The organism is Nonomuraea sp. NPDC048901 (assembly GCF_040649695.1).
Lineage (GTDB): Bacteria > Actinomycetota > Actinomycetes > Streptosporangiales > Streptosporangiaceae > Nonomuraea.
Genome location: NZ_JBEZFW010000012.1, coordinates 186,007 through 207,676, shown reverse-complemented (window position 1 = coordinate 207,676; position 21,670 = coordinate 186,007). Strand labels below are relative to the sequence as shown.

Sequence of the window (21,670 nt, the reverse complement as noted above, 5' to 3'; positions counted from 1 at the left end):
GAGGAGGACATTCATGGGACTACGGGGAGCGCTGACGGTGCTGGCCGAGCAGTGGGACGACATCCACGACCGGCTGTCGGCCCAGGAGTTCGCGAAGCTGTCGAGCTTGGTCGACGAGTTCGTCAGGGAGGGCGACCGGGCGATCGCCGAGGAGATCGCCGAGGACCTCGCGGACCGGCTGCGTAAGCAACTGCCGCACGACCATCCGTTCGTCGAGGCGCTGAGCGGACCGGTGGAACGGTGGGCCCCCACCCCGGCGCGGCGTGCGAAGGACCTGGCCGCCTGGCTCCGGCTGGCCGATCCGCTGCGTGCCCGGCTGGTCGGTGGCCCGGTGACCACGGCCGACGAGGTGGATCGTGCCGCCGTGTCCGAGCTGCTGGCGGCTCCCGCGCTGCGCGCCGACGAGCTGACCGCCAACGGCCAGGATCCCGAGGACCCCGGCCTGATCCGGCTGGAGGATGCCGACGGCTCCCCCTGCTGGCCCGCCTTCCAGTTCGCCGGCGATGGCTCGCCCCTGCCGATCGTGCTGTCGATCAACCAGATCCTGGAGGCGGCGGACGACCCCTTCGGCGCGGCCGGCTGGTGGCTGGGCGACAACGGCCGACTCGGCGGCGCACCGGCCCGGCTCATCGGGCGGCTGCCCGACGAACGGCTCCTGGCGGCGGCACGTGCAGAGACGCGGGAGGCGTGAGATGCCCAACCGCAAGCCTCCGACCGGTTTCCGCGCGACCCCGCACCTGCTCGTGCTGCCCCTGAGGAGCCGGCTGTGGCGGGTGCACGGCCAGCAGTACAAGTCGACCGACTTCAACTCCCGGCCAGCCGACGACAACTTCGGTGGTGGCCGGTTCGACGGCACCGACCGCGACCCTTATCCGTATTTCTATGCCGGTCTGGAGGCCGGGACCGCGCTGGCCGAAACGCTGCTGCGGAGCATCCCCTACAACGAGAAGGGGAATCGGAAGATCCCGCGCGCGAGCGTGCGCGGCCGTCGCGCGAGCGTCGTCGAGACGACCCAGGCGCTGACCCTGGTGGACCTGTGCTCCGAAGAGGCCCTCGCGGCGGTGGCTCAGGACACCTGGCTCACCCAGGCGGATCCGGACGACTACCACGCCACCCGCCGCTGGGCGAGCTGGATCAGGTGCCAGGCGTCGGCGGCGCACGGCCTGATCTGGCCGTCCAGACGGCTGTCCGCCCGGCCCGCGCTCGTCCTGTTCGGGGACCGCTGCCCAGACGGCTGCCTCGTCGCGGACCCGGCCGCTGGAGGAGACCTCGACGACCTCGAAGGAGCCATTTGGGTCAACCGGTTCCTGGCCCCCTACAGGGCCTCCGTCGACAAACCCCGCCGGCGGACAACGACATGACAAGTGGATCAATCGCACACTTCAAGGTGAAACATATGGCAGACGCCCTTTCGGACGCGGATTCCGCTGAATCCCCGGCGAGCGAGAACAAGCCGCCCACGCTCGAGATGGTCATGGAGGCGCTGGCCGCGCTGCGGCAGGCTTTCGACTCCAAGATTCGATACGACAACGGGCGGGAGCGCCTCATCCAGACGATGAGCGAGGAGCTCGAACAACATCGCAACAACGTCCACCAAAGCCTGCTGCGCCCCGTTCTCATCGATCTCATCTCGCTGTACGACGACCTGACCCAGGTCCTCGGCTCCGCCGACGCCCAACCCGGGGCCACCGACCGGCTGGAATTCGTCCGCGACACCGTCGAGCAGATCCTGACCAGGAACGGCGTGCAGAAGTTCACCGTCGAGGGCAGCGCCGTAGACCGCTCCCGCCAGCGGGTCGTCAGCACGGTCGACACCCCCGACCCGGACCTGCGCAGGAAGGTCGCCCAGCGCCTTCGCCCGGGCTTCGCGTGGGACGAGACGGTGCTGCGCCCCGAATGGGTGAGCGCTTATCGCCATGTCGAAACACCATTGATCGAGCACACCGGAGAGGGAGCTGCCGAATGAGCGGCGAGCGGGTTTACGGAATCGACCTGGGGACCACTTACACGTGCATCTCGCATGTTGACGAGGCCAGCGGCAAACCGACCGTTGTGTCGAACTTCGAGGGCGAGAACATCACCCCTTCCGTGGTGCTGTTCGAGGACGCCGAGACGCGGGTCGTGGGGCGGGAGGCCAAGAACGCGGCCGTTCTCGACGCCGACCACGTCATCGAGATGATCAAGCGGGAGATGGGAACCCCCTGGCGCAGAGAGTTCTTCGGCAGGGAGGTCTCCCCCGAGGAGGTCTCCTCCTACATCTTGCGCAAGGTCGTCGACGACGCCGCGCAGTTCGATGGGACGAGACCGCGTGAGGTGGTCATCACGTGCCCGGCGTACTTCGACATGACTCAGCGCGAGGCGACCGCGACCGCGGGCCGGATCGCCGGTCTCGAGGTGCTGGAGATCATCAATGAGCCCACGGCCGCCGCGATCGCGTACGGCACTCGCGACAAGGGCGACCAGACCGTGCTCGTGTACGACCTCGGCGGCGGTACCTTCGACATCACCGTCATCGAGATCAAGGACCGTTCCATCACGGTGATCTCCACCGAGGGCGACGACCGGCTCGGCGGCCGGGACTGGGACGAGGAGATCGTCAGATACTGTGCCACACAGTGGCAGAAGGAGCACCCTGACGCCGCGGAGGACATCCTGACGTCACCCGACGCCCTGCAGGATCTCTGGGGCCGCGCCGAGAGCGGCAAGCGTGCCCTCAGCAACCTGGAGCAGACCAGGATCGCGGTCAGCCACGAGGGCAGGCAGGCCGCGGTGACGCTGACCCGACAGACGTTCGAGGAGCTCACCGCGCACCTGCTGGAGAACACCATCACGTTCACCAGGGCGGTACTCGAGAAGGCCGCACTGCGCGGGCACCCCACGGTGGACCGCGTGCTCCTGGTCGGCGGCTCTACGAAGATGCCGCAGGTCAAGACCAGGCTGCAGAGCGAGTTCGGGTTCGAGGTGGAGACCTTCGAGCCGGACTTCGCGGTGGCCAAGGGCGCCGCGATCTACGGGCAGAAACTCGCGATCAACGAGCGCATCAAGCACGAAATCGCGCTGCAGACCGACCAGCAGCCGGAGGACATCGACGTCATGGACACGGCGAAGGACGTGCGGAACGCCGCCGAGGAGGCCGTGGCCGAATCGATGAATCTGCGGCTCGACACGGTCAAGAAGTACAGCGAGATGAAGGTGACGAACGTCGCCAGCCACAGTTTCGGCGTGATCGCCTTCACCGACGACGACATCGAGGTCATCTCGAACCTCGTCCTGGCGCAGCAGAAGCTGCCAGCCGACGTCACCAAGCCCTTCTCCACGCGTGAGGCCGATGCGGCACTGATCGAACTCAAGATCGTCGAGAACACGTCAGGTGATCACATCGTCACTGATCTCGACATGGGCGAGGAGGTAGGCAACGCGACGCTGGAGATGCGGAAGGGGTTGCCGGCAGGCTCACCCATCGAGGTCACCTTCAAGCTCAACAACCAGGGGCGCCTGCACATCACCGGCCGCGACATGACCGAAGGCGGCAAGACCGTGACAGCGGTCATCGAGACGAATCGCGTGCTGTCCATCGAAGAGGTCGAGCAAGCGGTCGAGCACGGGCGGGGCATCCGCGTCGTCGGTTAGACGCTCCTGGGAAGGCGATCACATGGACATAGCCGTGGGCATCGATCTGGGAACCACGTACTCGGCCGTGGCCTGGATCAACCGGGACGGAGACCCCGAAATCATCCCCGACGCGCTCGGGGAGCCGCTGACGGCCTCGGTAGTCGGCCTCGACGCGGCTGGCCGTCCCGTCGTGGGCGGCGACGCCAAGGCGGGCATGACGGGCGGTGAGAGGGAGGTCGCCCATCTGTTCAAGCGTTTCATGGGCAACGCCGCGTACCGGCTGCCGCTCGGCGGCCGTGACTGGTCTCCGTCGGAGCTGTCGGCGCAGGTGCTCGCGCATCTGAAGGCCCAGGCCGAGGCCCGGCTGGGCCGGCCGGTCACCCGTGCGGTCGTGACCGTGCCGGAATACTTCACCCATCCGGAACGCGCGGCGACGCTCGCGGCCGGGGACCTCGCCGGGCTGGAGGTCCTGCGGCTGATGAGCGAGCCGACCGCGGCCGCCCTCGCCTACGGTTTACGGCCCGGCCCAGCCGTCCGGCGGCTGCTCGTGTACGACCTCGGCGGCGGCACCTTCGACATCTCCCTGGTCGAGGTCGGCCAGGACGAGATCAGGGTGATCGCGGCCGAGGGTGACAACGAGCTCGGCGGCCGGGACTGGGACGATCGCCTGATCGGCGAACTGCTGCGCGTCCTGCCGCCGGACGACGCCGACCTGCTCGCGGACAATCCCGGCGTTCTCCTGGTGGAGGCGGAGAAGCTCAAGCGCACGCTCTCGGCCCGCCGGGCGGTAGACCTTCGCCTCACGATCGGCGGGCGCACGATCCGGGCGGCGGTGACCCGGGAGGCGTTCGAGGCTTCTTGCCAGGATCTGCTGGACCTGACCGGGCAGCTCGCCTCCAAGCTGTTGGAAGAGACAGGGCTCACTTGGGCGGACATCCACGGAGTGCTACCCGTCGGCGGCTCCACCAGAATGCCGATGGTCACGCAGTGGATCGAGCGCACGTCCGGTAAGCCACCGATGGGCGGAATCCACCCCGACCATGCCGTGGCGCTCGGAGCCGCCGCCCAGGCGGCAATCCTGCTGGAGACGGAGACACGTCTGCGTCTGCCCAGCTCGGACGAGGGGGTAGCCACGCTCCTCCTGAGGCTGGGCGCGCCCCGCAAGATCAGCAACGTCGTGGCGCACAGCCTGGGCCTGATCGCAGAGAATCCCGAAGGAGACCGGTACATCAACAGTGTCCTGCTCCCCCGGAACCAACGCATCCCCTCGCAGGCCACCCGGCCCTATCAGTTCTGGCTCAAGGGCGACGCCAGCGACCTGATGGAGGTCTTCCTCACTCAGGGCGAAACCGACGACGTCCAGGACTGCGTCTACCTCGGGCGGTATGTCATCACCGGGTTCCCGGCCTCCGGTGGCATGCGTCAGGCCGTCGTCGACGTCACGTACGCCTACGACGACAGCGCCCTGGTCGAGGTGACAGCGACGGAGCGGACAACGGGCGACCGGCTGGACGTCAGCGTCGAGGAGCTGCCGTCCGACGTGCCCGACCGCTTCCTGGAGCCTCCCGCACGCGGCGGCTCACGGCCTCCCATTACGGTCTACCTGGCCTTCGACCTGTCGGGCAGCATGAGCGGCAGCCCCTTGGGCGAAGCGCAGGAGGCCGCCAAGGGTTTCGTGAGCCAGCTCGACCTCACCACGACCGCCGTCGGGCTCATCGGCTTCTCCGACCGGGTCGACGTGCCGCTGCACGCCACCAGCAACGCCGCGCGCATCGAACGAGCGATCCGCAAGCTCAGCGTCGGCGCCACCGGCTACGGCAACGCGACACATCCCTTCGACGACCTCCGACGGCTGCTGACCGACGATCGGCACAGGAGGTTCTGCGTCGTGCTCGCGGATGGAGTCTGGGAACGGCAGGACCACGCGACGAAGCGGGCACAACTGTGCCACCAGGAAGGAATCGAGATCATCGCCGTCGGGTTCGGGTACGCGGACGAGAAATTCCTGCGCGCCATTGCCTCCTCCACCGAGCAGGCTCTGTTCACTCAGCTCGGCTCGCTGAGCCAGGTCTTCAGCACGATCGCACGCGAGATCACAGAGGCGGGCCCGCGATGACCGAAAGCCTTTCGAACTTCTTCACCCTGCTGGAGCTCGACCCGAACGCTCCGTGGGATGAGATGGCCTACCAGCGCGCCCTGCGTGACGCCGAGCGGCGGTGGACCCGGCAGGTGTCGGGCCCTCAGTCGCTCCCTGCGACTGCCACGGCGCGGCGCCACCTGGAACTGATCAGATCCAGGACCATCCAGAAGGTCATGGAGGACGACGCCGCGCGTGAGGCGGAGTGCAAGCAGGCCAAGGACGAGAGGACCGCCCTGCTGGCGGCCCGGCGCAAGGAGTTCCAGGACAGGCTGGATCTCCTCGTACGGCGAGGCCACCTTCTCCCGCAGGAGGTGGACTCGCTCCGCGAGAGCTTTGCCGACGTCCTGGCCGATCACCCCAGCCTAGCCAAGCGGCTCGGCAAGGCCACGGTCGGCTCGGCCGGAAACGGCGAGACCGCGGCCCGGCTCGACTCCTCCATCACGGACCAGATCCGCGACCAGCTCAGGAACGCGCAGGCCCTTTCGCTCTACGACGTCCTCAAGACGGTGGACTCGAGAATCACTCCCCACAGCCCGCGCGAACTCCTCATCGAGGCCGCCGACGCGCTCTACCGGAGGGAGCAGTCCCGCAAGAACAAGAACGATCCGGCGATCAAGGCGCGTAAGGACCTCAGCGGTCTGGCCAAGAGGGTCTTCGCGACGGACGAACTGCGCAAACGTCACGACACGTCGATGCGCCTGGCCGGGCTGGAGGAGCTGATCGCGTGGCTGCTGGAGGTCCTCCGCGAGGCGAAGGCGGTCAGCGGAGGTCAGGTCCTGGCCTTCCTGGAGAAGGCGAGAACCCGGGGCTTTGACGACGTGGATCTCGCGCTGAGGCTTCTCCGGGAGAACCTCGGGCAGCGCGGCTGGGCCATCGAGCTGCCGGCCACGGAGGCGGAGGATCGGATGCGCCACCTGGTGCAGTGCCCTAGGTGCGCCCAGCTCAACGAGCCTTCGAGCGAGATCTGCCTGATGTGCGCATTCGACCTGCGCGAGCCCTGTCCCGCGTGCGGCGCCGTCAAGCCCTGCTACGGCGGCTGCCTGTGCGGCTTCCCGATCGGGCAGCGGGACACCGTGCTCGATCTAATTGTCCAGGCCATGGAGGCGCTGGACAGCAGCCGGTTACCGACCGCCGAAAGGCTGCTGGAGCAGGCGGAGCGCATCTGGCGGCTGCCGCGTGGCCGTGACGATCAGATCGCGGCCAAGCTGCGTTACATCCGGGCGCGGTTAGTTACCACCTCCCAGAGTATCGAGCAAACACAGGAAACGATCAAGGTCTTGATGGAGGCCGGGAAATACGTTGAAGTCCGTGACCGGCTGCGGGTGGCTCCTGGCGGTTTTCCTAACCGCGAAACGCATCTACAGCAGGCCGAGGCGAGAGTCAAGCAGGCGCGGAAGCTCTACGAGGCGGCCTTGCGGCCCGAAACCCCCCTGGAGCGACGCGTCGAGTTCCTCCACGAGGCGCTGCGGCGGTGCGAGGATTTCGAGGCGGCCAGGACCGAACTCACGCGTATCCCCCTGGAGACGCCCCGCGCGGTCCGCGCTGAGGTCCTGGCCTCGACAGCGGACGTGCTGGTCAGGTGGGAGCGTTCCACCGAGCCCGACATCTCGTACATCGTGGTCAGGCGGACCGGCCTGGACGCGCCGGAGTCCGTGGAGGAGCTTCCCGGCCAGCGACCTCTTTGCCAGGTCGGCGGCTTGTCCTGCCGCGACAGGGCTATAGGCGAGGACGCGGGGCTGCCGCTGACCTACGCGGTGTTCGCTGTGCGGTCCGGCGCGTACTCCGCGCCCGGTGTGGCCGTGCCCGTCGTGGTAACACCCGATCCCAAGCTGCGCTGCCAGCCGGGTGACGGCCAGGTGAAGCTCACGTGGGAACTGCCGGCCCACGCCGAAGGCGTCAAGATCTCCCGGCGGACGATGGGCGCGTCCGAAGCACCGGTCGAGCTGGCGACCACCGGCGAGTCCTTCTTGATCGACCCGGACGTCACCAACGGAGTGCGCTACGAGTACACGGCGCGGGCGTCATACGTCATCCAAGAGCTGGGGACGTTCTGGTCGGAGGGCGGCGTGGAGCAGGCGATACCGAGCAAGCCCCTCGCTCCGCCCGGTCCCCTGGTCCTTACCAGTTCCCCCCCGCAGTTCAAGCTTGCCGTGCACAGGGTGGGCATCCGCTTCCCCGAGCCGGAGCGGGGCGAAATGCGGATCTTCCGCCAGGACGGCGTGGGGACCTCGAACGAGGGGGATCAGGGGCCCGAGGCCATCCTGCGACCGGCCGGGGCAGAGCTGTCAGGACATCCGCCGCTGATCGACGCCTATTACGACGTCGCAAGCGGATTCTTCTCCTACGTGCCGGTCCTCCAGGCGGACGGCATGCGGTACGTCGGCAAGCTGCGGCGCTACGCGATCCGCGAGGAGGTGTCCGGGCTCCAAGGGGAATTCGGCGGTCCGGTGCTCCAGCTCGGCTGGATCTGGCCGGACGCCGGCGAGCGAGCGCTGGTCGGCCACCGCACTGGCGGGGAACTGATCGACGCGACCACCGCCGACCGGCCGCTGTCGGTGACGCGGGTGTCCGGGGAGCGCGTGGGCGGATGCCTGATCCCGGTCGGGCCGGGCGACACCGGGATGTACGTCGCCGTCGCTGTGGTCGTCGAGCGGGACGGGGTGGACTTCGTGACCGCGGGAGTGCGTGGCCACTTCGTACGGCCCAGGGTCCTGGTCAACTATCGCGTGGACGGAGCGAACGGGCGCCGACCCACGCTGGCGCTGACCGCCACCGAACCGGTCGGGCTTCCCGCTTTGGAGCTGCGCGGCCGGCCCGACCGCCCACCGCGAACTCGTGAGGACGGCACGCAGATCAAGGCCATCGATCCACTGATCGTCACTGGCACGAGCATGGTCCCGTTGCCGAAACTCGTTGATCGCCGCCTGCGGTACCGGCTGTTCACGGCCTCGCCCGGCGAAGCGTCCACCGTGGAGCTCGTGCCGCTGTGATCACTGCTTGAACATGTAGACGGACAGACTCACCGTACTCATCGACGCGTAGTAATCGACGTAAGGGACGAACACCGTCTCGTGGAACACGGAGAAGTCCTGCTTGCCGAGCTTTTTGAAGACCGCATTCGCCTTCCTCGCGATGTTCTCGGCGCGGCCCCGGTCCTGCGCCCCTCCGCCGCCGAAGGCCAGCACCACCCCGGCACGACGGTCTTTCAGCTGCTCTTTCGCCCGGACCTTCCGCTCGAGATCGGCCTGCGCGGCCTTGCTTCCCGCCAGCAGGCCGACCCAGTCGACCCTCTGCAGCGTCACCTTGACCGGGCGCTGCTCGATCCCCGGCTCGACCGTCGGAGTCGGGGTCGGCATGGGGGTCGCAGTCGGGGAGGGCTCGGGCGGCGATGCCTCCGGCTTCTTCACCCCCACCGTAGTCGCCACCAGGAAGGCCATGACGAGGGCGACCATGAGGTCGGCGAACAGCCAGCCGATGGTGCCGAACACCAGGTTGCCCGGCTCTCTCCTGCCGCCCCGGATCTCGGTGGTCCGGCGTACGCGTCTCATCAGCGCCCGCCGAACAGCCGCGCCCAGAAGCGGCGGCGGGGCGCCGGCGCGGAGCCAGCGCTCATCGTCCTGGCCGCCTTCTCCACCGCTGCCGCCGCGGCGGCGAGGTTGGCGGCCGTGGTTCCCATGGCCCGTGTCGCCGCTTCGAGTGATCGGACAGTCGCCGACAGGCTGCGCTCGGTGGCGGCCAGACTCGTACCGGCATTCACGACATTCTGCGCCAATGCCTCCATGTCGCTCTTCATGTTGCCGGTTACCAACTTGGCGACGTCGTGTAACTCGGCCGCAGCAGAGCGGATGCCGGTCGAGTGCTCATCGATCTTCCCGGCGAACGCGATCTGTGTGGCGTCGATCGACGCGAGCTTCTCGTCGATGGATCGGGCGACCATGGTGTACGCGTCGACCCCGCCGGCCAGCCCGGACGCCGCCGTCGCCAGATTCGCGGCACCTCCGGCCAGCTTGGCGGCGCTGTTGCGGTAGGTCCCCTGATCGAGCCGGTACTCCGCCAACGAGGTCTTGAATCCCTCGAACAGCGGGGCCATCTGCTGCTCGACCAGTTGCCGGTTGGCCTCGCCCGCCTGCTTGAGCACCTGGGTGGCCTCCTCGCCCACCCGCGTGGTGATCTGCTCGCTCTGCCGCTGGAGGGTGAGCATCACTTGCCGAGTCTCCTCGCCGACTCCCTTCAGCATCTCCTCTCCGTGCTGCTGTAACTGCGTCAACCGCTCACTCGCGGACTGGGCCATGTCGGCGTTGTTCTTGGCGAGCCGGGAGGTGTCACGCGCCGCCGTCTTGATCATCTGTTGCGTCTCGGCCAGGACCCGGCTCGCCGCCTCTGCCCAATCCTTTGCATTGTCGGGCGGCCGCGCCGTGCTGGCGTCGACCGCCAGGCCGAGGACGTTCAGCGCGTCGTCCGCCAGCTTGTCGACGACGGCGATCGTCCTGTTCGCCACGGCTTCCCTGCGGTGCGCCCAGATGGTGAGCGTCAGCACGACGAGCAGCAGGACGAATGACAGCACGGCCGTTTCCGCGAACGTGGGCAGGGCCATGCCGTTGAAGCGATCCTGCCACAACACCAGGAAGGGATCCGTCATCCGCCCGGGATCCGCCTGAACCTGTACGTGATAGGCCCAACTGGCCACCGCGAGTGCTAACCAGGTGAGCATAAGTGGCACCAGTGCGACGGCGTTGCGCCAGCCGGTAATTCGCCCGACCCGGCCGTGCTGACGCTCGTAGAACTCGTCCAGCGGAATGCCGGTGGCGAGAAATCGTTTCAGCCCTTCGAAATCCCGGAGCTGCGCGGCTTCGTCCGCGGTCCGGAGATGTTCCGCGTCGCCGGTCGCACCCTGCCTCAACAGCTCGTCATGCAGCTCAGTCAGTTTTTGCGCAGCCTGCTTCCCGTGAGGCTCCAGGACTGCGACGTGCGCGAACGAGCGACCTGGTGACCTGGTGACCATATAATCCCCACAAAGAGAGAAGAGGCTACATCACAGCCCATCTCCACAGATTTTAGTGAAAACTAACCTCCCATGTGCGCCGATAACCCGAAAATCATGATCCGATTTCGACGAGAGCCGACCTACGCCGGACCTGCGGTCCGGGCAATCGTCGCTTTCTGCACGCAAGGCCGAGCGACAGTCACGAGGACACAGGGCGAACCAGTTGTAATGACCTGGATACCCAGAGTATTCAGCCGCACAAAAGGCACCCGGAATGGCTTCCTTCCCGCATGAATTAATGATGCTGAGCCCGAATACGGCACGAAGTTTACTGAAAATCTCAGAATTGGTCAGCTATTGGCGTGGATATACCATCAAGAAAGGACCGAAATGACCGCCGGCACCAAGCGAAGCAGCGCGCATCAGATGCGCGCCGCCATACCGCCTGTCGATCTCCCCGTTCGTCAGGTTCTCCCGGACCACCACCGTCCGTGAACAGCAGCCGCAACCATCCTCAGGTGCGCAAGCGCAGCCGCAAGCACATCCCCCACGAAATCCGGCGCGCGCTCTTCGACGCGACCGACAGACGATGCAACATCTGCCACAGATCGCTGGACATAGCAGGCGGAACCCACCACATCGGCGAGATGGGCCACATCGCACCGCACTCCCCCGACGGCCCTCGCCAAGAGGCGGCCAGGCCAGCCAAGGCCAACGGATTCGACAACCTCGTGCTGCTGTGCCCGAGCTGCCACCGGACCGTCGACAAAGAGCCGGGCCGTGGCCGGAGCAGTATCTCCGCGCCATCAAGGCCGAGCACGAGGGGTGTGTGGTCGTCGAACGGACCCGGCTGGAGCCAGACAAGCCGCTCGGCGAAGATCCGGCGGGCATCGGCAAGACCGTGGAACTTGGAGCCGTCGTCTATCGGATCACGAGCGATCCCGAGGAGGAGAGGGTCCGCGGACGGCACTGCGATCGTTTCCCGGGCGTTCGCGTTGGCGCCGGACGGCCAGCACGTCTGGATCCGAAGGATCGCCACCAGCTGGCCCGGTTCCGAGGCTCTGGAACACCGCGGCGCCATGGCTGCCGAGGCCGGCCTGCTCGCGGAGGCGCTGCCCGGCCTGCCGACGCCCGTCGCGGCTCTGCGAGGGGCTGGCCTGCCTGCATGCCAGAGGGCTCACCCATGGCGCCCTCGCGGATGATTCGATCACGACCAGGGACGGGGCTCTCCTTCTGCGCGACGCCGGCGATGCGTTCCTGCGTCCCGCCGAGCCCGCCGAAGACGTCCACCGGCTGGCCGAGCTGATCCCCTTGACGGTGACGGGCGCCCGCCCGTACCGCTCGTCTCGGCCGCGGTCCTCAACCCCGTGCCGGAGCGCTTCGCCCCCGAGTTCGGCCGCGCGCTCTCACCGGACCCGGCCGAGTGCGGCGGCATCGCGGAGCTCGGCGCGGGGCTGCGGCTGAGGCGAAGGAGCGGATCGTGGAGAGAAGGGTCGTCGACCTCGGTGCCGAGGCGGATCTGATCTGGTCCAGGAACTTCCCTGGCAAGCTGGTCGGGCAGCGCGAGCGCCATCCGCTTCTGCCCGAGCTGGAAGGCATCTGCCACGACCTGTGGGCGGCCGGGCCGCAGAGTCTGGTCCCCGCTCGCCTGGAACGCGGCCGGGAGGGCCGGGACGACTTCCTCAAGATCTACATCGACGGCCGGTACGCGCTCATGCTGTTCTCCACTCAGGACTCGCGCGGCTCCTGGATCGGCGGGATCCATCCGATGCACTTCAGCGACCACAACCAGATCGTCCAGGGCGGCCTGCTGCTGCGCGCCGGGCAATAGCGGTTTCGACCGCCCCAGCGAGTTGCGATACTTCTCCGGCTGGCCAGCTATCCAGACCGCCTGGGCCGCCGTCGTCACAGCGTCGCCCGATCAGATCCCCCGGTACGGGCCTCCCACACTGCCTATCTCGACCAGCTCGCCACTCTGGTGGATCAGGGGCGGCGGATCGAGGCCTCGGCGGGTGACGTCGGCGCTCGTCCCGTACCACCGCGTCACCCCGGTGCCAGGACCGCCGCAGTTGCCGAAGCGTTCTTACGAGGGATCGAGGGATCAAGAGCGCCCCAGCGCACCGTGCCGGGGCGCTGCCTGGCGGATCGGCGCCGCGCGTATGGCCCTCCGGCCGGTCCCAGCCGCCGCCCACCAGGCCGCGCCTATCGATGTTCCCCCCGGGGCGTTCGCGAACTCTCGCGGACGCCCCGGGACGTGATCGGCTACGAGATCACCTCGTTCATGAAGGTGACCGCCCCCACGAAGGTGCAGGCGCCGAACAGGATCGCGGTAGGCCAGGACTTTCCCTCTTTCAGAACCAGTGCGCCGGCGAGGGCAGCCGCGCCGGCGGCCATGCCGAAGACGAGCGCGCCGCGGATGGTCAGCAGAGCCAATGCGTTCTCCTCAGTGCTCACGCGAAGACCCTCTTCGTCTTCGCTGCTGAGCGCCCCCCAACTCGTGCGGAAGGACGCCCAGATCCAGGCTCAGCCCTGCTCAGGGCGGTAGGACCTCAGGGATTAATCAGGTGAAAGACGGTCAGCCCAGCGCTCATGGCGGTTATCGAAACCACGGCGAGTCAGGAGTTGTCAAAAGTAGACTTCTCTTGCCACCAATGGTCATGGGAGGCAACGCGATGGCTAAGGGCAGAGGCATCCGGATGCCGTCCCTGGAGGAGATCCCCGACGGACCCCACCGGTTCTTGCTGGCGGAGCTCCACCACATGTACCGGCGAGCTAGCCGCCCGGTGCTGCGTGCCATCGTGGCGCAGGCCGATCGAATGGATCTTGAAGGGACCGCCAGCCAGGAGACGATACGGCGCGTCCTCAAAGGGCTGACAGTGCCCGAACGGTGGTCCACTTTGTGGGCGATCTACGCCCCGCTGTGCGCCCTGGCCGACATCGACCCCGACGACCTGTACGAGGAAGACCACGGCGGGTATGGCGGCCCGGACTACATCACACATCGCGAAGAGCTGCAGCGACGATGGAACGCCGCGATGGACGGCGACGACCTTCCCATCCCGTCTCGTACGAAGTACGTACCGCCCCACAACGTCCCGCAAAACGATCCATGGGCCTCCGCCACGCCAGCTCCCTCACAGGGCGGTTTCGGAGGGGGGATCAGCGATGACCCGCCGTTCTAGCGTCCCGCAGCGATCAAAGGAGCTTCTTGGGGTACGGCGTCCGCATGGCCGAGGGTTCCTCGCCGGCCAGTGCCCAGTCCGTAACCCAATGTCGAGAGACTTCCCTCGCGCTACCGGATGGGCCGCAGGTTCGTGCCGTCCCAATAGAGGTGCACGGCGTTGGTCCAGTCCGCAGAGTAGTGATGCAGTGGGATGGCTCCCGGGACCTGGCAGGGACCCGCCCGTTTGGCCGTTGACTCAGGTGGTGGCGCCGGCGTAGGCGTCCAGTTGGGATCGCCAACCAGGACAGCGGCGACGGCAGTGGATGGAAAGACGACCGCTCCGCCAGGCGCGAGGATTCGCCACTCTCGTTCCCATCTGAAGTCCATGACACCCTGGCCATCGGTGCGGATGGGGTTGCCCCAGACCTGGATCTCGGCGGGCCATTGCTGATGAACGGCTTTCGGCGGGTAGGCAATACCGCCACCTCCAGCGGTGAGGACATCGCTGCGCCGGAAGAGGACGCCCCCGGTGACGTTGCACCCGCCGATGATTTCATCCGCCCAGGTCATGCCGGTATGGTGCTTCGCGTCGCATGCGTGGACTCTGACCAGCACGAGGACGCGTGCGGCATGATGATCGGCCGTGCTCTTTCGCGGCCGGCCCACCTCGCTGGACGGGTAGGTAGTCGCCGACCGGGAAGGCACGCAGCTCTTCCAGGTGATGGCCATGGTAGTCCAGGGACAAATGGGAGATCATCGCAGCGACTTGGCTAGGGCGAGCGGCAGGTGCCCGAGTTCGGCGGCCGTGGGGTCGTGAAGGGTGTCAATACTCCCGTTCACGGTCGTGAGCTGCTGGTTTGTCTTGCCTTCCTGGTCGGAGCAGTGGCCTGGGTCGGGCATGCTCGAGGCTCGTGACACTCCGTCTCTTCTATCTGATCTTCTGCCGCATTCTGGCCTGGCTGACCCTGCTGGCTCGTAGCGACGCGACCAAGAATATGGAGATCCTTGTACTGCGACATGAGGTCGCAGTGCTCCGCCGTCAGGTTGGCCGTCCGAGGCTGTCGTGGACGGATCGAGCGGTGCTGTCCGCGCTGGCCCGAGAACTGCCGACGGCGCTGCGCACCCACCGACTGGTGACACCAGGGACGCTGCTGCGCTGGCACCGACGCCTGATCGCACGCCACTGGACCTACCCGCACCGGAGGATGGGACGGCCTGCGACTGATCCGGCGGTCGTGGCGTTGATCCAGCAGCTAGCACGGGAGAATCCGCGCTGGGGCTACGAGCGCATCCGTGGCGAACCACGGCCTCTGGGCCACCACGTCAGCGGTGCGACGATCCGCCGAGTCCTTAAACGAGCGCGCTTGGGTCCGGCGCCGCGACGTGCCGACGACCGCTGGCGAGATTTCTCCGTGCCCATGCCGGGAGCACGCTGGCCTGTGATTTCTTCGCGGTGGACACCGTCACGCTGCGCCGATTGTACGTCTTCTTCGTGGTGGAGGTCGGCACCCGGTTCGTGCACGTGCTCGGCGTGACCGCTCACCCTGATGGCGCATGGGTTGCCCAGCAAGCCCGGAACCTCCTCTCCGACCTGAAGGACCGGGTCGGCGCGTTCCGGTTCCTGGTACGGGATCGGGACACGAAGTTCACCAGCGGCTTCGATGAACTGTTCACAGGCGACGGTATCCAGGTGCTGAAGATCCCGCCGAGGTCGCCTCGCGCGAACGCGTTCGCCGAGCGATGGGTCAGGACCGCACGCACGGAATGCACCGACAGGCTGCTGATCTTCGGCGAGCGGCACCTTCGCACCGTGCTGAACGAGTATGCCGATCATTACAACCGGCACCGGCCGCACCGCTCCCTCGGCCTCGAGCTCCCACGGACGACTCCGGCGTGATCCCGCTGCTGACGGGCCGGATCGAGCGCCGCGAAATTCTCGGCGGGCTGATCAACGAGTACCAGCGAGCCAGCTGACCAACGAGGTGCAGTCATAAAGAGGCAGGTCACGGCCTTGGCTTAATTTTGACACCCTTCAAGGTATTTAGATAAGTGACAGGGATTGGTGGCCCGGATGATCGGGCCACACCAACGTGACACCCACGACAACAGCACAAACACGAGCAATCGAGTCATCCGTCCCGCACACGACTCTGCTTCGTCCAGCGGTTCCATCCCGGGCCGACGCCAACGATCGGCCGTCGCGGAGCCGTCTGTATCATTCCGCCTGCCGGCGTTCCTGCGCATCTGCACCAGGACCACCCCTGTGCCCGTCAGCTTCGTGAGGAGCCTGCACACGGTGCTCACTACGACGCCGTGCCGCAATGGCCTGCGTACCCGTAACGCGGTGACCGTCGGATTCGGCTTGACCATCGCCATCCAGGTGAGCGTCGATACCCCCTGTCCGACACGGCCATCCATGCGGCGGATTGATCACCACAGGCGTGCTCGCCCGATCACACCACCGCATCGGCCACGCCGGATGGCCACACCAGCCCCCATGCTTCGCCGCCCGCACAGCGGCGATGACGACCAGGGCCACTGCGGCCGCCCTATCCCAGCCATCGCTGACCGTGGCCGACAGGGCCGCGGCGGGATGGATGCCCGGGGCGGGACGTGACCTACGGCCTGCCTCGGTTACGCACCCGCACCATGCCGAACAGTGCTTCGCTCCGCCCTGCTCGCCACCACCTCAGCCCGACCGAACAGCACCGAAGAGAACAGGAACGAGACACACGATGGCCGAAGGACGCACCTTCAAACGCTGCTCCTGCCGCGACGGCGACGGCAAAACGCTCGGGCAGCAATGCCCCAACCTACGCCGCCCCGGCGGCGGATGGAGCTACCGACACGGCATCTAGAACTACCAGATCGAACTCCCGCCCGCCCCGGACGGCAAGCGGCGCAGGCCGCTACGCCGCGGCGGCTTCGACTCCCAGGACGCCGCCGAAGCCGAACTCGGCTAAGTCCGCGACCTGCTCGCGCTGGCCGACCCGCGCGAGCCCGCCACCCGCACCCAGATCGCCGACCTGATCAAACGCACCCTGGCCGAGACCGACACACTCCCGAACGCGGAGACGATCCGCCGGAAGATCAAGACCGGGCAGCATCTGACCCAGGAGATCACCGTCGAGCAGCGGCTGACCGAGTTCCTCAACCGCAAGCGGAAGATCGAGGAGACCACCCGCCGCTCCTACGAAGGCCACATCCGCCTCTACCTCACCCCCTATCTGGGGCGGCTACGGCTGGAGCAGCTCAAGGTCAGCGACCTCGCGTTGATGTTCGAACAGATCGAAGAGTTCAACGACACCATCGCCGAACGCCGCGCCGACCCCGACTCAGCGGTGCGGGAGAGCGTGAAGTATCGGCGGCCGACCAGCGTCACCACCATGCACAACATCCGCGCCACTCTCCGGTACGCGTTGAACATGGCGATGCGGCAGGACCGGCTGATCATTTCAACCGCGCTGCCGTGCTGGAGATGCCGGCCAAGACCCGTCCCTGACCGCTGGTCTGGACCGAGGACCGGGTCCGCGCCTGGCAGGAGGACTACCGCACCTATCGGGAGAGGGAGAAGCAGCGCCGGGGCGGGCGGCGGGTCGATCCGATCGACGCCTACACCAGCGTGCCGCGCCCCTCACCGGTCATGGTGTGGACGCCCGCGCACACCCGCCGGTTCCTCCAAGAAGCCAAAGCGCACCGCCTGTTCGCCCTCTACCAGCTCATCGCCCTCCGCGGGCTACGCCGGGGCGAGGCGTGCGGGCTGCGCTGGAAGGAAGTCGACCTCGACGGCCACACTCTGACCGTGAACTGGCAGCTCGTGCAGCTGGCCTGAGAGGTACATGAGGGCACCCCGAAGACCGACGCCTCGGTGCGGACGATCGCCCTGGACACCGACACCGCCCGGGTCCTGCGCGCCCACCGGCAACAGCAACGCCAGGAACGTCTTGCCATGGGCGAGGCCTGGACGCACACCGAGTTCGTGTTCACCCAGCCCGACGGCAACCGCCTACACCCGCAGCACGTCTCCGACCAGTTCCTCTGGCTGGCCTACCTGGCGGGCCTGCCGCCGATCCGGCTCCACGACCTGCGCCAGGGCGCGGCCTCGCTGATGCTGGCGGCCGGGGTGGAGATGAAGGTGGTGCAGGAAACGCTCGGACACACCTCGAGTGCGTTCACCGCCGACACCTACACCTCCGTCTACCCGCAGGTGGCCACGGCGGCGACTGAGAAGACCGCTGCCCTGCTGTTCAGTGAGGAAGGCCAGGCTGAACCGGCCCAACTCATCTCACTGAGGAGCTGAACAGTCGGATTAAGCATCCGGCCCCGCATTCGCCGCCTGCTCGCGGTGAGGCGGGGCCGCTGCTCTTCCCGCAGCAGCCGGAGATGCCGAATGGATCATGGAATGTGCAGGGTTGGTGCAACCGAGCAAAAAACGCATCCGATCCCGCATCACCGCAGGTCAGACCATGATCAAAGCGCGCCCTGCAGAATTCGAACCTCCGACCGTCGGATGAGAAGTCCGCCGCGCCGAACCCACTGGTCAGCCGACCGTACCAGGAGACAACCGCGCCTCTATGGCCGTCACCGCGTGGGCGCGGTGGGCGGCCAGGACGCGCACCACGGCCTCCGCGTCGCGGCGGCGCAGGAGGTCGAGGGTGGCGCGGTGCTCCTCGATGACCCGCTGCCTGTTGAGCTCCTCACCGTAGTACAGCGACCGGTAGGCGTCGGTGGAGTCCCACAGCGTCCTGATCAGCCGGACCAACCGCGGCAGCCCCGACCACTCGAAGATCGTCATGTGGAAGCGGCGGTTGGCCTCGGCCATCTCCAGCACATCACCCGCCGCCGCGGCCCGCTCGACCTCGGCCTGCGCATGCTCGGCCGCCGCCAGCCCGGCGTCGGTGAGGCGTTCGACCGCGCGGCGGACCGCCTCGGCCTCCAGCAGCTCGCGGATCAGGTAGACCTCGCGCAGGTCGTCGAGCGAGAGCCGCTGCACGCAGTAGCCGCGATGCGCCTTGTACGTGACCAGCCCCTCGCCCTCCAGGGTCTTGAGCGCCTCGCGCAGCGGGACCCGGCTGACGTCGAACTCCTCGGCCAGCGCCTCCTGCCTGATCGGGTCGCCTGGACGCAGCCGGCCGGTGGTGATCGCCCGCCTGAGCTCCTCCAGGACGAACTGCTGGGCCGTGGGCGGCCTGCGGTGCCCTTCTACCGAGGTCATTGCCCCAATATCTCACGGACCCAGTCCGCGTCCTGCCCGAGCGAGGGCGGCGGGAGGCGGTACTCCGGCGGCGTCGCGCCGAGCCCGATGGGGTTGGCCACCTGATCGCCGGCCAGGGGCTCCAGCCCGAGCTCGGCGGCGAAGGCGAACGCCGCGTCCAGGGTGTTGATCGGCCCGCACGGCACCCCGGCCGGGGTGAGCGCGGCGAACCACTCGTCGGCCGTACGCGTCCCGAGGGTCCGGTCGAGCTCGGCCACGAGCTCTTCCCGGCCGGCGACCCGGCCGGTGTTGGCGGCGAACCGGGGGTCGTCGGCCAGGTCGGCCCGGCCCAGCACCTCGCACAGGGCGCGGAACTGCCGGTCGTTGCCCGCCGCGATGACGATCGGCCGGTCGGCGGCCTGGAACACCTCGTACGGCACGATGCTGGGATGCCGGTTCCCCATGGCCTTCGGCACCACCCCGGCGGCGGCGTACCCGGAGGCGTGGTTGGTCAGGGCCGACAGCAGGGACGACAGGAGCGACACCGAGACCCGTTGCCCCCGCCCGGTGGCGTCGCGGTGACGCAGCGCGGCCAGCATGCCGAGCCCCGCGTGCAGCCCGGTGATCACGTCGACGAGGGCCACGCCCGCCTTCGTGCCGGGCCCGTCCGGCTCGCCCGTCACGCTCATCAACCCGCCGACGGCCTGCGCGATCAGGTCGTATCCGGGCAGTTCCGCGCCCTTGCCGTCACCGAACCCGGTGATCGAGCAGTAGACCAGCCCGGGGTTGGCGGCGCTCAGGGCGGCGTAGCCGAGGCCCAGCCGGTCCATGGTGCCCGGCTTGAAGTTCTCGACGAGCACGTCGGCGCGGGCGGCCAGCGCGCGGGCCACCTCCAGGTCGGCCGGGTCGCGCAGGTCGAGGGCGATCGAGCGCTTGTTCCGGTTGACGGCCAGGTAGTAGGTGGCCACTCCCCCGGCGTGCGGCGGCCCCCATGAGCGGGTGTCGTCGCCGGCGCCGGGGCGTTCCACCTTGACGACGTCGGCGCCGAGGTCGGCCAGCAGCATGGTCGCGTACGGCCCGGCCAGCACCCGGCTGAAGTCGGCGACCAGCAGCCCGGACAACGAGCCACTCACGCCGGGGCGCCGAGGTAGACGGTCACGGTCTGGGTGAAGAACTCGCGGGCCGCGCGCCCCTGCTCCCTGGGCCCGAAGCCGCTGAGCTTGCGCCCGCCGAACGGCACCCAGGGGAAGGTGCCCGCCGACTCGGAGTTGATGTGCAGCACGCCGACCTCGAGGTGTTCGACGGCCTGGAGGGCGGCGCCGAGGTCCCTGGTGAAGATCGCCGCCGACAGGCCGTGCTCGCTCCGGTTGGCCAGCCGCAGCGCCTCCTCCGGACCCGAGGCCCGCACGGCGCCCACGACCGGCCCGAACAGCTCCCTGCTCCACACGTCCACGTCCGTGCCCGGTAGCGCGAGCACGGTCGGCGGCGTGAACCAGCCGGCCGCGAGGTCGCCGTCGGTGTACGGCCGGGCGCCGGCCAGCACCGTGGCCCCCTGCCCGAGCGCGTCGCACACGCCCGCCGCCACCCGGTCCCTGGCCGCTGCGCTGACCAGTGGTCCCATGTCCACCCCGGCGCCGAGCGGGTCGCCGACGACCAGTTCTTCCGCCTTGGCGGCCACCTTGCGCAGCAGCTCGTCGGCGACGGACTCCTCGACCACCAGCCGGGAGGTCGCCGTGCACTTCTGCCCGGTGGACCGGAACGCGCCTATACATACCTGCTCGGCGGCGTGGTCGAGGTCGGCGTCGGCCAGGACGACGGCGGCGTTCTTGCCGCCCATCTCGGTCTGCACCGGTTTGGCCAGCTCACCGCAGCGCGCGATGACGGCCCGGCCGACCTCGGTGGAGCCGGTGAAGGAGACCACGTCCAGGCCGGGGTGGTCGATGACGGCCGCGCCTGCCTCCGCCTCGCCGTACACGAGGTTGAGGACGCCCGCGGGCAGGCCCGCCTCGGCCAGCGCGCCCGCCAGGCGGGCGGCGAGCAGCGGGACGAGCGAGGACGGCTTCCAGACGACCGTGTTGCCGTAGGTGAGCGCGGGCGCCAGCTTCCAGGCGGGGATCGCGATCGGGAAGTTGAACGGGGTGATCACTCCGGCGACGCCGACCGGTTTGCGCATGACGAGAAGGTTCTCGCCGCGGCGCGGGGAGGCGTAGATCTCGCCGCTCTCCCTGTCGGCCTCGGCGGCGTAGTACCGCAGGATCCTGGCCGCGCCGCGTACCTCCGCCACGCCCTCGGGCAGGGTCTTGCCCTCTTCGCGGCTCAGCTCCCGTCCCCACTCCTCGGCGGACTCCTCGATCAGGGCGGCGGCCGCGGTGAGGACGGCCGCGCGTTCGTGGTGCGGGGTGGCCCGCCAGCCGGGCGCGGCGTCGCGGGCCGCGCGGATCGCCCGCTCCACCTGCTCGGGCCCGGCGGCCCGGCCGCGGGCGACGATCTCGTCCGGGCGGGCGGGGTTGGTGTCGGCGAATTCCGCGCCGGATCCCTCGATCCAGCGACCGTCCACGAGGTTCAGGATGTCCATGG

At 68.2% G+C, this 21,670-nt stretch carries 19 protein-coding genes; 11 read left to right on the top strand and 8 right to left on the bottom strand.

Translation table 11 applies throughout. The annotated features are described in order from the left end of the window. The first annotated feature begins 13 nt into the window (after positions 1 to 13). The 6 genes from AB0C30_RS36495 to AB0C30_RS36470 are packed head-to-tail and all read left to right on the top strand — an operon-like array spanning position 14 to position 8,742. Positions 14 to 691: a hypothetical protein gene (locus AB0C30_RS36495; protein WP_357952719.1), complete on the top strand. Its 678-nt coding sequence runs from the start codon at positions 14 to 16 to the stop codon at positions 689 to 691. A gap of 1 nt (position 692) precedes the next feature. After that, positions 693 to 1,361: an RES family NAD+ phosphorylase gene (locus AB0C30_RS36490; RefSeq protein WP_357952718.1), complete on the top strand. Its 669-nt coding sequence runs from the start codon at positions 693 to 695 to the stop codon at positions 1,359 to 1,361. A gap of 35 nt (positions 1,362 to 1,396) precedes the next feature. Then, positions 1,397 to 1,966, top strand: a complete 570-nt coding sequence (gene grpE, locus AB0C30_RS36485) for a nucleotide exchange factor GrpE (protein WP_357952717.1) — start codon at positions 1,397 to 1,399, stop codon at positions 1,964 to 1,966. Then, on the top strand, positions 1,963 to 3,630 hold the full coding sequence (locus AB0C30_RS36480) for an Hsp70 family protein (protein ID WP_357952716.1): 1,668 nt from the start codon (positions 1,963 to 1,965) through the stop codon (positions 3,628 to 3,630). Before grpE ends, AB0C30_RS36480 begins: the two co-directional genes overlap by 4 nt. Positions 3,631 to 3,652: 22 nt before the next feature. Beyond that, the gene (locus tag AB0C30_RS36475) at positions 3,653 to 5,728 is read left to right on the top strand and encodes an Hsp70 family protein (protein ID WP_357952715.1); all 2,076 of its coding nucleotides are present in this window, start codon (positions 3,653 to 3,655) and stop codon (positions 5,726 to 5,728) included. Continuing rightward, positions 5,725 to 8,742, top strand: a complete 3,018-nt coding sequence (locus AB0C30_RS36470) for a hypothetical protein (RefSeq protein WP_357952714.1) — start codon at positions 5,725 to 5,727, stop codon at positions 8,740 to 8,742. The genes AB0C30_RS36475 and AB0C30_RS36470 overlap by 4 nt, the downstream gene beginning before the upstream one ends. Here AB0C30_RS36470 and AB0C30_RS36465 read toward each other — a convergent pair whose 3' ends face one another. Together AB0C30_RS36465 and AB0C30_RS36460 are read right to left on the bottom strand one after the other, a co-directional pair. Further along, positions 8,743 to 9,300 carry a hypothetical protein gene (locus AB0C30_RS36465; RefSeq protein WP_357952713.1) on the bottom strand — a complete coding sequence of 186 codons (558 nt, stop codon included), beginning with the start codon at positions 9,298 to 9,300 and terminating at the stop codon, positions 8,743 to 8,745. Beyond that, positions 9,300 to 10,754, bottom strand: a complete 1,455-nt coding sequence (locus AB0C30_RS36460; protein ID WP_357952712.1) for a hypothetical protein — start codon at positions 10,752 to 10,754, stop codon at positions 9,300 to 9,302. Before AB0C30_RS36460 ends, AB0C30_RS36465 begins: the two co-directional genes overlap by 1 nt. 1,462 nt (positions 10,755 to 12,216) lie before the next feature. Between AB0C30_RS36460 and AB0C30_RS36455 the strand changes: the two genes are divergently transcribed. After that, the gene (locus AB0C30_RS36455) at positions 12,217 to 12,567 is read left to right on the top strand and encodes a hypothetical protein (protein WP_357952711.1); all 351 of its coding nucleotides are present in this window, start codon (positions 12,217 to 12,219) and stop codon (positions 12,565 to 12,567) included. Positions 12,568 to 12,998: 431 nt separating this feature from the next. Here the strand turns inward: AB0C30_RS36455 and AB0C30_RS36450 are convergent, their stop codons facing one another. Further along, complete coding sequence (locus AB0C30_RS36450) at positions 12,999 to 13,190, bottom strand: hypothetical protein (RefSeq protein WP_357952709.1); 192 nt, start codon at positions 13,188 to 13,190, stop codon at positions 12,999 to 13,001. 218 nt (positions 13,191 to 13,408) lie between these two features. Here AB0C30_RS36450 and AB0C30_RS36445 point away from each other — a divergent pair, with 218 nt between their 5' ends. After that, a complete protein-coding gene (locus AB0C30_RS36445; RefSeq protein ID WP_357952708.1) occupies positions 13,409 to 13,918 on the top strand; it encodes a hypothetical protein in 510 nt (169 codons plus the stop codon). 110 nt (positions 13,919 to 14,028) lie between these two features. Here AB0C30_RS36445 and AB0C30_RS36440 read toward each other — a convergent pair whose 3' ends face one another. Further along, entirely contained in the window at positions 14,029 to 14,628 is a 600-nt protein-coding gene (locus tag AB0C30_RS36440) for a hypothetical protein (RefSeq protein WP_357952707.1), read from the bottom strand. Between the two features lie 724 nt (positions 14,629 to 15,352). Between AB0C30_RS36440 and AB0C30_RS36435 the strand changes: the two genes are divergently transcribed. Further along, on the top strand, positions 15,353 to 15,796 hold the full coding sequence (locus AB0C30_RS36435; RefSeq protein WP_357952706.1) for an integrase core domain-containing protein: 444 nt from the start codon (positions 15,353 to 15,355) through the stop codon (positions 15,794 to 15,796). Positions 15,797 to 16,808: 1,012 nt separating this feature from the next. Here AB0C30_RS36435 and AB0C30_RS36430 read toward each other — a convergent pair. Further along, positions 16,809 to 17,102 (bottom strand): hypothetical protein, encoded by a 294-nt coding sequence (locus AB0C30_RS36430; RefSeq protein ID WP_357952704.1) that lies wholly within the window; start codon positions 17,100 to 17,102, stop codon positions 16,809 to 16,811. On the opposite strand from AB0C30_RS36430, the gene AB0C30_RS36425 reads away from it, so the two are divergent. Both AB0C30_RS36425 and AB0C30_RS36420 read left to right on the top strand, forming a co-directional pair. Then, positions 16,989 to 17,699, top strand: a complete 711-nt coding sequence (locus AB0C30_RS36425; RefSeq protein WP_357952870.1) for a hypothetical protein — start codon at positions 16,989 to 16,991, stop codon at positions 17,697 to 17,699. The genes AB0C30_RS36430 and AB0C30_RS36425 overlap by 114 nt on opposite strands. A 68-nt stretch (positions 17,700 to 17,767) precedes the next feature. Continuing rightward, positions 17,768 to 18,199, top strand: a complete 432-nt coding sequence (locus tag AB0C30_RS36420) for a tyrosine-type recombinase/integrase (RefSeq protein ID WP_357952703.1) — start codon at positions 17,768 to 17,770, stop codon at positions 18,197 to 18,199. A 240-nt stretch (positions 18,200 to 18,439) separates the two neighbouring features. Here the strand turns inward: AB0C30_RS36420 and AB0C30_RS36415 are convergent, their stop codons facing one another. Genes AB0C30_RS36415 through AB0C30_RS36405 form a run of 3 tightly spaced genes read right to left on the bottom strand, consistent with a single transcriptional unit; the run spans position 18,440 to position 21,668 of the window. Further along, positions 18,440 to 19,114 (bottom strand): GntR family transcriptional regulator, encoded by a 675-nt coding sequence (locus AB0C30_RS36415; RefSeq protein WP_357952702.1) that lies wholly within the window; start codon positions 19,112 to 19,114, stop codon positions 18,440 to 18,442. Then, on the bottom strand, positions 19,111 to 20,226 hold the full coding sequence (locus tag AB0C30_RS36410; RefSeq protein ID WP_357952701.1) for a CoA transferase: 1,116 nt from the start codon (positions 20,224 to 20,226) through the stop codon (positions 19,111 to 19,113). Before AB0C30_RS36410 ends, AB0C30_RS36415 begins: the two co-directional genes overlap by 4 nt. Then, positions 20,223 to 21,668: an aldehyde dehydrogenase family protein gene (locus AB0C30_RS36405; RefSeq protein WP_357952700.1), complete on the bottom strand. Its 1,446-nt coding sequence runs from the start codon at positions 21,666 to 21,668 to the stop codon at positions 20,223 to 20,225. Before AB0C30_RS36405 ends, AB0C30_RS36410 begins: the two co-directional genes overlap by 4 nt. Positions 21,669 to 21,670 lie beyond the last annotated feature (2 nt).